Annotated in this window: 11 protein-coding genes; 4 read left to right on the top strand and 7 right to left on the bottom strand. The window is 52.2% G+C overall.

From position 1 onward, the window contains the following. Positions 1-18: 18 nt before the first annotated feature. Positions 19-609, bottom strand: a complete 591-nt coding sequence (locus ACR0DU_RS16045; protein ID WP_480875930.1) for a PepSY domain-containing protein — start codon at positions 607-609, stop codon at positions 19-21. Positions 610-807: 198 nt separating this feature from the next. Here ACR0DU_RS16045 and ACR0DU_RS16040 point away from each other — a divergent pair, with 198 nt between their 5' ends. Continuing rightward, on the top strand, positions 808-1,884 hold the full coding sequence (locus tag ACR0DU_RS16040; protein ID WP_319545279.1) for a hypothetical protein: 1,077 nt from the start codon (positions 808-810) through the stop codon (positions 1,882-1,884). A 264-nt stretch (positions 1,885-2,148) separates the two neighbouring features. Here the strand turns inward: ACR0DU_RS16040 and ACR0DU_RS16035 are convergent, their stop codons facing one another. The 6 genes from ACR0DU_RS16035 to ACR0DU_RS16010 form a co-directional block, all read right to left on the bottom strand. Further along, a complete protein-coding gene (locus tag ACR0DU_RS16035) occupies positions 2,149-2,337 on the bottom strand; it encodes a hypothetical protein (protein ID WP_319545280.1) in 189 nt (62 codons plus the stop codon). Between the two features lie 390 nt (positions 2,338-2,727). Then, on the bottom strand, positions 2,728-3,717 hold the full coding sequence (locus ACR0DU_RS16030; protein ID WP_319545281.1) for a HupE/UreJ family protein: 990 nt from the start codon (positions 3,715-3,717) through the stop codon (positions 2,728-2,730). Then, positions 3,714-4,544 carry a peptidyl-prolyl cis-trans isomerase gene (locus ACR0DU_RS16025; RefSeq protein WP_480875926.1) on the bottom strand — a complete coding sequence of 277 codons (831 nt, stop codon included), beginning with the start codon at positions 4,542-4,544 and terminating at the stop codon, positions 3,714-3,716. The genes ACR0DU_RS16030 and ACR0DU_RS16025 overlap by 4 nt, the downstream gene beginning before the upstream one ends. Positions 4,545-4,703: 159 nt before the next feature. Then, positions 4,704-6,626: a DUF3604 domain-containing protein gene (locus tag ACR0DU_RS16020; RefSeq protein WP_480875923.1), complete on the bottom strand. Its 1,923-nt coding sequence runs from the start codon at positions 6,624-6,626 to the stop codon at positions 4,704-4,706. 273 nt (positions 6,627-6,899) lie between these two features. Continuing rightward, positions 6,900-8,066, bottom strand: a complete 1,167-nt coding sequence (locus ACR0DU_RS16015; RefSeq protein ID WP_010437842.1) for a reductive dehalogenase — start codon at positions 8,064-8,066, stop codon at positions 6,900-6,902. 631 nt (positions 8,067-8,697) lie between these two features. Continuing rightward, positions 8,698-10,230: a phospholipase D family protein gene (locus ACR0DU_RS16010; RefSeq protein WP_480875921.1), complete on the bottom strand. Its 1,533-nt coding sequence runs from the start codon at positions 10,228-10,230 to the stop codon at positions 8,698-8,700. 194 nt (positions 10,231-10,424) lie between these two features. Between ACR0DU_RS16010 and ACR0DU_RS16005 the strand changes: the two genes are divergently transcribed. The 3 genes from ACR0DU_RS16005 to torC all read left to right on the top strand — a co-directional run bounded on the left by ACR0DU_RS16005 (position 10,425) and on the right by torC (position 13,257). Further along, entirely contained in the window at positions 10,425-11,606 is a 1,182-nt protein-coding gene (locus tag ACR0DU_RS16005) for an adenylate/guanylate cyclase domain-containing protein (protein WP_480875918.1), read from the top strand. 258 nt (positions 11,607-11,864) lie between these two features. Beyond that, the gene (locus ACR0DU_RS16000; RefSeq protein ID WP_083828987.1) at positions 11,865-12,038 is read left to right on the top strand and encodes a periplasmic nitrate reductase, NapE protein; all 174 of its coding nucleotides are present in this window, start codon (positions 11,865-11,867) and stop codon (positions 12,036-12,038) included. 31 nt (positions 12,039-12,069) lie between these two features. Next, positions 12,070-13,257, top strand: a complete 1,188-nt coding sequence (gene torC, locus ACR0DU_RS15995) for a pentaheme c-type cytochrome TorC (RefSeq protein WP_480875914.1) — start codon at positions 12,070-12,072, stop codon at positions 13,255-13,257. Positions 13,258-13,263: the final 6 nt, after the last annotated feature.

Here is a 13,263-nt window from a genome sequence, read left to right as displayed (position 1 = left end):
TTCGCGTTGGTTTAAGCCCTAATTTCTGCCATTCCCGTTCCCACCGGAATTGCCGCCGCCATTTCCACCGCCGTTCCCGCCAGCATTACCTCCGCCGTTTCCGCCAGAATTACCACCGCTGTTATCGCCGCTGTTACCGCCGCTGTTTCCACCCGCATTTCCGCCGCCTCCGGGACCATTTCCATTGCCACCAGCATTCCCTTTACTGCGATTTGCAGCTGATCCGGCCCCATTGCGGTTACCACGATTGCTATTGGCTTTGGTCGAATTGGAACGCGCAGCATTCGAAATCTGGTTACCCACCCCAGACCGGTTGGACACAACAACTCCCGTCTGCGCATTCACAATCACGCTAAAGATTTTTCCATCCGGCTTTTTTACAAGAATTCGATAATAGATCTCACCCGCCTGAAACGCGCGGGCATCTACCGGGGTGCCTCCGTAGGTTTTTGCGACGCCTTTGATGACCCGTGCAAGCCGAATCGTATTGCCCGATAGGGTCGCCCTGCGCAGTTCGCTCTGTTTGAGTTCACGGACGTCGGCGGCTGCTTCCCTAACGGGTAAAGCAACAAGCAAACTTACCACCGTCAATAAAACCGCTACACGCATCTACTTCCTCACACTTGCCGGTCAGAGAATACGCCAATCGACGTGAACCGGTGATGAACAAGCAGTTAGCCCTGCGTTCAATCGCTCTCAAGTTAAATGATTGAGAGATCAGATGATTCGCACGTGGATTGCAGCATTCGAACACAGCACGCCATTTCATAGAAGAAAGCGCGCTGCTGTTCCATCAAGGAGACCGATATGAAAACCTCTATCCTCAGCCCTATTAAAGCTTCTGCGGTGGCTATTGCTTTGCTGGGATCGACCGCCGTTATTGTTACAGTCGCAATGCCAGATGTTGCAATTGCCAAAGAAGGAAAAGGCAACGGCGGGGGTAATGGCGGCGGCCAGAGTGGCGGAAAAGGTGGTGGAAACGGGAACAGCGGGAACAATGGTGGTGCCGACAAAGGCGATCGCGATTCAGCCAGTAACAATAAGAAAGGGTCTGACGGAAACCGCAAAGTTGGAAAATCCGGGAGGTCCATTTTCGGCGGTTCAAAAAGCAAGTCTTCGCGTTCCACTTCAGAGAACCGCGGTCGATTTTCACTAAAAGATCTTTTTAATGGAGGCGGCAAAGCAAAAGGCGCTGTAAATTCCAGAACGCGCACGACCACCAGCGGTGGAAAGCAATTATCCAAGACCAACAAGCAGACTACAGAAAATTTGATTGTCGACGAACCTGTTCGCCCCGCAGTTCGGCCCACGGGTAACAGGGTGGCGGCGCTTCTTGGTGCCCACCCTTCTGAACTGGGTGCGCTTAATGCTGCGAACGCAAGTGCGACGGCCTTGGCCAATGCTTCACCTAATTCACGTGTCGGAAGAATAGCGACATATCGTGACACGGTGCTGGCCGGAGAACCCTTGCGGGAGGATCTTGCAGAACAGTTGGAAGAGCTTACCGGGCTGGAGCCACCAGAGCGCACTGTCGCGGAGATCGAAGAAGATTTAGAAGTCGCATTGGATGATGTTCAAACCAATCAAGAGCTTGTTGACGAACTTGAACAGGCTTTGGAGGATGCCGGTGGAACGGACCCTGTGATCGAAGAGCAACTCGATCAAGCGCAGATGGATCTGGAAGGTTCAATTGAGGAGGCGCGGGACCTCAATGAGGAACGTCAGGCAGCATTAGAATATGAAGAAGCGACAGAAGAGGTTCGGGAACTGGTTGAACTTGTTGAAGAACAAGAATTAGCCGAGCGCGAAGCCTTGGAAGCGGCGGCCAACAAACCTGTTACCGATGCCGTGGAAGAAGAGGTCAAGTCGCTTCTGGGTCTGTAATCGAAACCTCAAATCTCAGGTATAACTTCCTAACGGTGCAGACAACTCACGGAAGCACCATAAGCCGGGGCGGTCATTTACTTCATCAGAAGCGGAATGGCCGCCCCTTGGTTTACTGGCATTGAACTATGCTTTGTGAGCTACAAGCCACGATTTCATTAGCACCAAACGAAAGAATCCCGCCTAAGTTAGGCGGGATTCTGTTGTCAATTCCGTTGTTTAGGACGAGTATCAGGAATTGAACAAGGGTCGACTGAACTACCTTCAGACGTTGGTTAGCGCCTCAGAAAGTCGCTTGTTTTTTACAATTTCTGTTAGTGCATTTTCGATAGGAGGGAAGCGACCGCTGATTGTAGGGCGTTTGGTTGGCAACTTGTCCGCAGCGATACCGCCAGAGGTTTGCATCACAGCAACAGTGTCGGACTCTTCGGTCTTAAAGGCAGACTTGATCATGCGTTTCCCCTCATTTGCAATTGAACAATAACTCGCTCGTTCAACTCTATAGAGCACTATGCCTCATCTCGGTTGAACGTCGCGAAAATACATTGTTCATGTTCAGTTAATGTTGTCCCCAAAACGAAAACAATGGGATAGTACGGCCATTTGCCGGGGTTTGTTGCGCAGATCAGGGCATGCCTTTGCTTCACTGCGATCTGTCAATGATCTTATTAGGCTATGCTAAATTGCTTGTTTGACCCTCGTTTGCCTCAGCTCTCTCGAATTGTCGGCCTCCGGGATCGTCTAGTTGTGTTCAGCGCCCTGAGAGTGGTCCTTTGTTCAAGCCTACAGTGTTACTTATTGGCCCGCACTTCTAGGGGGACCTCTTGATTGGGGTCGTAGACACTAGAAACCGCTTAAGCGCTCGATAAGCCAGTACATTGAAACCGATCCGATGCCATAGGCGGTGAGTACGACCGGTCCTCGACCAGTCGGCGAGGCAACCAAGCGCCAAATCGCAGTGAAGACGGCCAGCGCGGCGATGAAACTCAGCTGACCAGCCTCGACACCGAGGTTAAATGCCAACAACGCTGCCGGAATATCGTTTGGTGGTAGTCCAATTTCTGCCAGGGCACCTGCAAAACCAAGGCCGTGCAAAAGGCCAAACCCAAAGCAAACAATCCACGGTTTTTGCTTGGAAAGTCGGAAGCGACCTTCGCCACCTTTGACAATCTCCATCGCCAGAAACACGATTGAAAGCGCTATTACTGCCTCGACCGGTGGCCCAGGAACATTCAAAATACCAAAGGTCGCCAGCGCCAGAGTTATTGAATGCGCTAGTGTAAAAGCTGTTACGGCTCCTACCAGTCTCCAGACATCTCGGACCAGAATAAACAGCGCGAACACGAATAAAAGGTGATCCCAACCTTCCAGTATGTGTTCAAATCCCAATTGAAAATAGGATATGAAAACTGACCATGTCGTCTGTTCAGGAGGTATGGTTTGGATTGCTGTATCTGAGGTGAGACGAAGGGTCGTCGGTGCTGCCTCTAAGGGGTGCAAGCGCACCAAAACATCGTTTCTTTGTGCCTCCAAGCCTTCAATCGCAATGGATTTCCCCGCAATATCTTCACGACACTCCATGACCCATGATGAAACCCAGGCCCGACTGTCACGTGTTGCTTCCGGACCACGTGACGGAGCGCAACCATTTGGCAGCACTGCATCAATCGCCATTGGCTGACCATTCACATCGGGCTTTCGCCAATGAACGCTCCATGTGTTTGATGCGATTTGACGGATTTCCAAATATCCCGGATCAAGCGCATGTGCGTTGGCGTCGCCTTCGGGCCACACGAACAACAACGCAATTAACATACAGACCAAATGTCTCATTTGGTTGGTCCCGCGATATCGGGCACCACAATCTCATAGGCATCAGCAAGCGCCTCATATTGCGCTTGCGCCAGATCTGCACTCATGGTGCGACGCCAATCCTGTAGGACCGCATTGCGTATCTCTGATAACGGCGGTGTTTGAGCAGGCTCGATAGCGACCACTTGAACAAGATGAACACCGTAACCTGATTGGATCGGCCCTCCCCAGTGACCTGGTTCGAGTTCAGTTAGACCGTTCGAAAACCCGGCGCCAAACACCGAGTCGACAACCCGAGTTGCGGTCAAAGGCATTGAGGCAGGCAGTAATGTTGAACGCCCAAATTCAGGAAGCTCTTGTTCCTCACGCACCGTGCTCAACGCGTTTGCGATCGCAGCGTCACCTGGCGCTTCGCCAAGAAAGATCTGATTGAAGGCTACCTTTTTGGACGTCGCGTATCTTTCGCGGTTCTTCTGAAGATAGGCCTCCAAATCTTCGTCTTCAGGGGTAACTGATGCAGCAATCGCTTCAGTAAGAAAATCCATCTTTTGGCTTAGCCGCGATCTGATCACGCTATCTCCGCGATCCAGCCCAAGCTTTCTTGCTTCTCTGACCAAAACTTCTTCACGAATTGATGCATCGATCAAAGCTTGCAGTTCAGCTTCGTTTGGTTGGCGTTTCCACCTGGCCTCAAATTGAGTAACCAGAAGCGCGACATCATCTTTGTCGATTGATATTGTCACGAGATTTTCGGTGGTCTCATTTTCCGGCGCGACGATATGGAACCAAATGAATATAGCCGCCCCAATCAGGAAGAAATGGAACAAAGGTTCTTTCAATAGGCGCATGCAGGCTCCTGCGTGAAATGCATCAGGTTCTACGTACCAATGCTGACATCAGCGAGTTAGTTTTTGCAATAAAGTGGGCTCTTGTCGCGCTGCAGAAGTATAGGCATCTGCCGAGGTAACAATCGCCACCTCGACTTATACTAATGTGATTAATGCTGATCACTCTGCCGGCGTGTACCAAATCGGTGATGAATACGCGCGTTCCTGATGCGTCAGCACCGCATCCTCGGGCAAGTCGATGCCATATCTCAGCTTGTCATACAGTATCCAACGCGGAGTCGGAATTTCCAATGCGCGTACATAATAAAATGCCCGTGCATTTGGGTCGAATTCAGGGTCGGACCAAACGGTCACAAGCTCGGAGGCACCGATTGTGTTGGCCCAACTGGCGGCTTCAACATCCACTGTATTTCCCACAGCAGGAACCTTTCCGCTGTCATCGGCTACACGACCATCCGACCACGCAACGTCGTAGACCTTTTCTTGCAGGGCGCCTTCAGAATCAAGCCAGCCTTTAATCACCTGCACACGATCCAAATTGGCACCTACTGGGTCGCGCAGCGCAGCGATCAGGAATGAAGGTGCACCATCTCCCTCGCGTGGGCGCATGTCCGAACCCATTGGAACGCCTTTGGTATAACCAACATTAGCAAGAAAACGGGTCTCAACATCAGCTTCACTGAAATCCCAACCACCAAAAAACCTCAGGCCGATCCGAGGACCTGTTGTCGCGTATGTCTCACGTCGTTTGAACGCGTCGAAGATCGCAGCACGCGTATTGTCGGTGGCCCAAACGGCCGTGTATCCGGATGCCACCAAAAGGTCGCCCGGAATTTCGCCAAGATCATTCGCAATAAAGGGATGCTTGATCCGCGAGGCCGACGGTTCAACGCTGACCGACTTGCCAAAGAAGTTGTCTTCTTCGGCAGTGGCCAAAGACGTATGGCTGTCCGTCGCGCCCCCCATGCCAAATTTATAGGGATTCACGCCAAACTTTTCTTCCAGCAGCAATCCTCGTTTCAGAGCTTCTCGGGCGTACTCGCCTGCCAGCATGTCATCGGTCTTCAGCTCGGTTATGTCGAGATTGCCGACGTCCCAGTTCTCGTAATCCGCAAATTCGTCGTCTGGGCTCAGGAACGGATGCGCTTCTCCGTCACCCTTGATTTGAGTGACTTCATAGTGAGGCTCCCATTTTGCGCGGGCGGCTACGTAATCCGCGTCGACCTTGCCACCGTGATAGGTATCTTCGGTTGGGAACATCCACCCGTTTGAAAGGTTGCCGTTATGCGCAAACGCAACTGCGCGTCCTCCGGTTTTCTCCTGATATTCTTCAAGCCAAGCATATAGCGCTTTTGGGTCGGTATCGCCGTAGGGTGGTTGTGTGACCGGTGGCACCATCTGCAAGGCACGGATCGGCCCATCGCGCAGCATGACGTTCCGGTGCAGGTTGAAACCCTTAGGCACCGAAGTCCATTCGAACCCGATAAATGCAGTAAAATTACCCGGGTCGTTGTGCCGCTCGGCCGCAAGCACAATATGTTCCCAGGTAAAGGCAAAAGCGTCGGCACCGGGGCTGTAAGACTCCAACAGAATTTCTGGCAGGGTCATTTGCGAGAAATTGGTTATTATGTCGAAGGCTGCTTTCCCGGCCTCTTCGCCACCTGCTTTGTAGCCTTCGTACCATTCCAGCCCTTTTGGATCAGCCAGAACACCGGGTTTCCCAGCCTGCAAATCCGGAGCAAAGCCCATGAGGTCCGTATGATCTGTCAGAACCATCCAATCCAATGGTCTGGCCAGCCTTACGGGCTGCCCTGTGGAGGAAATGACCTGCTCTCCCTTTGCAAAACGCCAAGCTTCATCGGGTAGCAGGGTATTTCCAAATGCTCCCGCATCTAATGACAGCCCGGTATGTAGATGTGTATCACCCCAAAGCGGGCGTTCGGGGAAAGAACGCTGTGCGTACGGCGAATATGGTTGATTGGAAAACAGCCCTTCGACTGCCTGTTCACTTGGAACCGCGTCAGAAAGCACAACGGTCGGCGCAAGAATAAGAGATAGAAAACAAGCAGAAATTCGATACATAGTGCCTCCCAAAAAGCAAAAAATACTCAGCGAGTTCCCAGAGTCTTTTGTGACTCCAATATATTCGATTTTTATGATATCATATCTGACGGGCTCGTGGAAAAAATTTTGCTGCTAAGTCTTTGAGCTAATTGTATTCGAGGCGGTCGGCTCCTCGTTCCCGGATCAAAAATGCTGTCTTTCGCGCTTGAATACGTGTCCAACAGTCCGGGGGAGCACCGGAGCGGACCGCTAAACGATTGCTTTAGTGATCGGCCAAATTTCATGTTGAACTCAGGGGTTTTCCCACCAATCGGTCGGCTTGGCGCGTTTGCCGCGGTTACGGTCAAGCCAAAGGGCAAATCTACGCAAGGGTGAAAGCGCCAGTGCCAACCAGAAACGATGACGCCATAGCGTAAAATCGCGGTTGAACGGACAGACGCGCATGCAAATTGCGCAGTCGGAAGACAGTTTGGCCCAGAACCCAAAGCACCTAGCCGCGTCGGAAGTCCACTTGCGCACACCCTTTATGGCCGAGGGATCCTCCGTTGTCTCCGGCGCTCCGTAAGGGAGCGCTTTGACCGGGCAGGCATCTGCGCATTTGGTGCAAATGCTACAGAAAGCACGTACACCCAAAGGCCTGGGGGGATCATGTGCCAGTGGAAGATTGGTGAATATCTTGGAGAACCGCAATCGCGGACCATATTCAGGTGTTATCACCATCTGGTTGCGGGCATATTCACCCAAGCCCGCCTTGATCGCATAAGGGATCACGAGACCGGTGTCATTCATAGAGGCTGTGGCCTCATAGCCCAGATTACGGATGTAGGCTGCAAGCTGCATCACGATACTGGCCTCATGGGAGTATTCGCGTCCAGTGGCAGCCCCCGCGAGAGCAGACGGATAGGTAGCCACAAGGTCTTCATCCATCTGATGGCCCATCACGATGACGGATGTCATGCCTTCCGGCAGGTCGTTGGGCGCATCAGAGAAGTCGCGAGTGTCAACTCGGGCCGCGTAAAGCCAACGGTCATCCATATCGGTGATGCCACAGAGATCGGCCCCAAAGAATTTCGCAATTCGTTTGACCTCCCTTGCCATCGCGACAGGGTCGTCTATCGGGTGCTGTGTCGGAGCCACAGGTGTGTCATTGTTGATGGGGGCTTGGAAGCCCTCGCGCCTGCCGGTCTCGCCTCCTCTTTCGGAGATCAAGTCTGAAATCAACCAAGCCGCGTTTCTAAGCGCAAAGTCGCGTTGGGTGAAACCATCCCCACGACGCGGAATGGCTTCCATGCGGTACGAGGCAAAGAAGGCGTCGGTCTGATTGCTGCGGATACGCTCATCCCAGAAAGCGCGGGTAAATATATCATTACGCTGATTGAAGCGCTCAAAGTCATCGGTGACATCAATGCCTGCGGCAGCATCGTCGGGTCGTTGGGGGTGGTTGGAGGGATAGCCCATTGCGAGACGATGCCGCGCGATAGGTCAGTTGTCAAAGGGGAGCAGATGCAACGCTTACATTTGCCCGTCTGAGTTTCCGGTTATGGTGCTGAGGAGGATTGATCGTGAAGCAAGCAGTTTGGTGGACTGTTTGTAGATCGAACGGGTTGTTTGGAATTTGGTTGCGGGAGTAGGATTTGGCCTTTGCCGAACAGCAACGAAACTTTTCACCTAACAAGCTATCTATATGTAGCCCTTGGGCGTTCGTGCAGGGCCATAAAGAAGGAACTCTAGAAGTTGATTGATTGAAGCGGTCGACAGATGTCCACTCCGCTTGGGTAAATTCAAGACCAAGGTTGTCCCGGAGACCAACGCCGTGCAACCCCTGCAATGAAATGGCCGAGGTGACCGACCATTGTGTCCGCATGGCAGACATCAGGCTGAAATCACTGAACATCCGCTTCGAGCCCAAAGTTACCGGGTGCTGCGGTCCGCGCTAAGGACGGCAATGCGCAGGAAAGCGGATTTTGCAAATTCTAGCTATCGGACAAACCAAATGACAGGCTGGAAACGATCAACAGGCGTTTTCTACCCAAGGCTGCCGTTTTACAGGCCGGAGTTCTCTGGTAGCGTCGGCTATCTGCCAAAAAACCTAAAGCTGCGAACCAATTGGTAAAATACTTAGAAATCCAGCAACTATGTGATCCCAGGCCGATCCCGTCGGCTCGGATTGGTACTCAATTACGGTGCCATCATCGCCTCTTGTCGTCCATTTAAGCTGACCAGCTTTCTCGAGCGTCACGTTATATGTGTATGCAGGTAACGCGTCGTCCAAGGCACCCATGGTCTGTGTAGCCAATGCTGGCGAGTCAATCAGAATTCCCATCTCGGTGTTGATGTTGACAGATCGCGGGTCCCAGTTGAACGACCCTACGAACAAGTATCGGTCATCAACTGCAAACGCCTTGGAATGTAGACCTGACCTGGATTGAGCCCAGTTAATACCCCGGCGTTGGACCTGATAGGCGTCGGGTCGCAGCTCATAGAGTTCTACCCCACCGCGCAGAAGTGCTCGGCGTTTCTTGGCGTAGTGCGCGTAAACGGGTGCGACGTCGTTAGATGCAAGTGAATTGGTTACAACCTTTACTTCGACCCCACGGTTCTCGAGTTCGGTCAGCCATTTCACACCCTTGTTGCGCGGCACGAAATAGGCGGAGACGATGTTCACCTCACGGCTGGCATTCTCAAAGTACGGAAGCAATTGAGATGCCAGAACGGGACCTGAGTTCTCGAGACCAGCGGCTTTCGACGGAGGATCAGCATAAAGCTTCGCAGGCAGCCAATCCAATGACAGAGCTCCATCCGCGAAGTTCTCTTGTGCTGACTTTCTGAGAGCCGCGCCATACTGCGTTTGCTTCGCTTCATCGACCAGTTCGTTCAACCTGACTCGCGCATCACCAAGGTCAAATTCCTGAGGTTCTCCAACAACCACCCGAGCTGGAACGGCAAACTCGCTGTTCCAGTAAGAGTCAAAGCTACGCGACACCTCCCGTACAACGGGGCCTGCGGCCAACACATCCAGATCAGCATAGTTCATTTCTTCCCGAGCGAGAAAGTACTCGGCACCGATGTTTCTCCCACCCACAATCGTGAACACGTTGTCTGCCGTCATTGACTTGTTGTGCATTCTGCGATTGATTCGTTTGAAGTCCGTCAGCCCCGCGATCAACAGGCTTTGATCTCGCCAAAATGGATTGAACAACCTGATCTCAATATTTTTGTGATTGTCCAACGCGGCCGTCATCGCGTCATAACTGGACGTATCCATGTCATCCAGTAGCAATCGGATGCGAACACCCCGATCTGCCGCCTGCAAAAGACTGGCTGCAAAAAGGTGGCCCGTTGGGTCGTTGTGCAGAAGGTAGTATTGCGCGTCTATCGTTTGCTCAGCCGCAGCCGCTAACAGCAAACGTGAAACAAGCGCTTCTTCGCCGTCACTGATCAGCTTGACCCCCGACCGACCGTCTTTGGGATCGCCAAGCCGGTTGGCTGCCTGACTAAGAGCTGTGCGCGAGTTTGCTGGAAGCGAGGCCGATACCGTCTTTTCATAGGTGCGAGTTTTTGGAGCGCAAGCGACAAGAGTCAGCGCACACCAAACACAAACCACAAACTTCCATCGCGTCATCAGCTTCCTCCATCCCCGTATCCTAGGTGACTACGCCGAGACGGGTGATTGCAAGTTTGTTCTGTGAAGCATGAAGTTGTTTCGCTTGTCGTTGTTGATTTGGTGAAACCCGCAACTGCCCCATGCAGGTATGTGATTTTGACGCAACCTCAATTCAAACGTACTCTACCAGCAGCCAAGCGCAAACGAGGACCATGTCTGATCCCGAACACAGAAATGACTCTGCCGCGGAACCTTCGCCGCGTGTTGTGGACGACGGTATCGGCGTGGCAACAGAGGAGTTCAGAATTTCGATGCCAATCGGGATCGGGGCTGTCTTGGCTGCTCTGGCTTCTTTGGCCACGTGCTATTCCGGGATTTTGCTGACCTATTTGGTTGGCTACGAAGCGCTTTCCATAAACCCACATGCGCAAGCGGTGCTCATGTGGGTGTTTGCATTGTTGGCGGTTAGTTTCTTATGGAGAGACCGGAAACGGCATGCCAAGGAGCTTCCACTCGTCCTCGGAGGGATTGCTGCCGTCATCCTGATTGTCACGCTGTACTTCGGCTATGACGAACGTGTCGAAGCGCTCGCCTATGTGTTTTTGGTGATCGCTGCTTTGCTAAACCAGAATTTTATACTCGATGCTTTGAACCACACGGTTCGCAACCAGACACATGAAATAGAGGCATTGAACGAAAGACTGACCGAGAAGGTAAAGCGCCAGGAAGGCGAGATTGACAGGCTAGCGCGACTCAAACAATTCCTTGCTCCTCAGGTTGCGGAGCTTGTCGTAGAAGAAAACTCTGACGAGCTTCTTAAAACTCATCGTCAATACATCGCTTGCCTATTCTGCGACATCCGCAATTTCACGGCGATTTCCGAGGCGATTGAGCCAGAAGATGTCATCACCCTTCTCCAGCATTTCCACGATGAAGTCGGTCATTTAGTTGCCCAACACAAGGGAACAATCGGATACCGAGCTGGAGACGGATTGATGGTGTTCTTCAATGATCCGGTTCCCTGCGATCAGCCCGTTCTGCAAGCCGTGCGGCTGGCTAAAGAAATAAGCGAAGCCTTCGAGGTAATACGAGCACCCTGGCAGAAACTCGGGCACGCGATGGGTTTGGGTATTGGGATCAGTAGTGGTTACGCGACGCTTGGGCTTATCGGGTTTCATGGTCGCGCCGACTACACCGCAATTGGTGGAGTTGTGAACACCGCATCCAGGCTTTGCGACTTTGCCAGCGACGGGCAGATCCTTTTGAACCAACGGGCGCTTCTAGACATAGAACAACATGTGGAGACCGAAGAACTGGGGGAACGGGAACTGAAGGGCATCGGTAGCCCTGTGCAGATTTTTCGCGTTATCAGTCTCTTTGATCAAGCAAAGTGATGCTCTCTCTTGTTAGGACTTCAATCGTTCTTTGCATTTTTGAAGGTCCGCTTAGGGCTGCGAGCGGTCAATCTTGCTCGTCGCGGAAAATGGCAGCGTTGAGCCCAAAGCCGATCTTTTTCAAAGGATAATATTCAAAGTCAGCAAGTTAAGTCGGCCTCTTTGTGCGACATTCCGACGCGCCGTTTGCTTCAGGCAAGTTTATCTATGATACTAATATTTCCATAATTGAATTTTTCTTAGCTGAGCGAGATAGCTATGTCAGACCAATCCGTCAGCAGCTCGAGAGGCGCAGCCAGACGCGAATGGCTGTCCTTCTTGTTTATTACTTTGATATTATTGCCAGGCATTACAGTCCTGGGAGTAGGAGCTTACGGTTTTACCGTTTGGATTCTGCAAATGATCTACGGCCCACCAACTGGATCTCTATAAGCCCAGAACATGAACCGAGGAGCACGTTCTCATGTCTCTGAAGTCCACATTGTCATCATTTTGGAATACGGTTTCGCGCCCAGCTACGACGATCAGTCTTGGTGTAATTAGCCTCGGCGGCTTCATTACAGGGATAATTTTCTGGGGCGGCTTCAATACCGCGATGGAGCTTACCAACACAGAGGAATTCTGCGTTTCCTGCCATGCAATGCGCGATAATGTCTACGTGGAACTTCAGTCCACTGTCCACTGGGAGAACCGTACGGGTGTGCGTGCAACATGTCCGGATTGTCATGTGCCACACGAGTGGACCAATAAGGTTGCCAGGAAAATGCAAGCCTCGAAGGAGGTCTGGGCAGCTGTATTTGGAACCATTAACACCCGTGAAAAGTTTGAAGAGCGCCGTGCAGAATTGGCAAAACACGAATGGGCTCGACTGGAGGCAAACAACTCTCTCGAATGCCGTAATTGTCATGATTATGACAGCATGGATTGGGACGCTATGTCGGCCGAAGCGCGGTTTTACATGGAACCTGCAGCAGCACTAAATACCGGCTGCATCGAGTGTCACAAAGGCATAGCCCATCACTTGCCAGACAACGTTGCGGTCGGAAGCCCGGCCATGGCCAAATTGGAAAACAAGGCAAATTCTGGAAGTGTATCCGTCGGTGAAGACTACTTCGCCATTCGGGATATTCCCGTTTACGACAGCGCAGAGTCGACGGAACCAGTGGGCAACCTAACCCTCGGTGCCGCCGTCGAAATTCTGGATGAAAGCGGCGACCGTATTCAGTTTGCACTGAAAGCGTGGCGAAAAGATAAAGGGTTTGGCCGCGTCATATTTGACGAGTTTGGGCACAATATTCGGGTTGCGGTTCTGTCCAAGGACACCGCGCAAGACGCACAGTTGGTTGAGGCTTCTGCGCCCCAAACGGATGAGGCGACAGGGCTCGATTGGGCCCCTGTTACAGTGACCCTCTGGTCAGACAAACAGGGATACGTGGACGAGATAGATGAGCTTTGGACTGTGGCAGAGGAAAGTTATGCTTCAAATTGCTCGACTTGCCACGCACAACCGGACCCAGATCACTTTGGCACCAATTCCTGGCCAGCACAGTTCAACGGTATGGTCGGCTTTACCAACATGGATGAAGCTCAGGCCAATTTGGTGCTGACCTATTTGCAAAAACATTCCGCTGATTATGGCGGCTCTCATTGAGGAGAA

The organism is Ruegeria sp. G2 (genome assembly GCF_056533505.1).
Note: the sequence above shows the minus strand (reverse complement) of the source record. Positions and strands in the feature narration are given on the sequence as shown.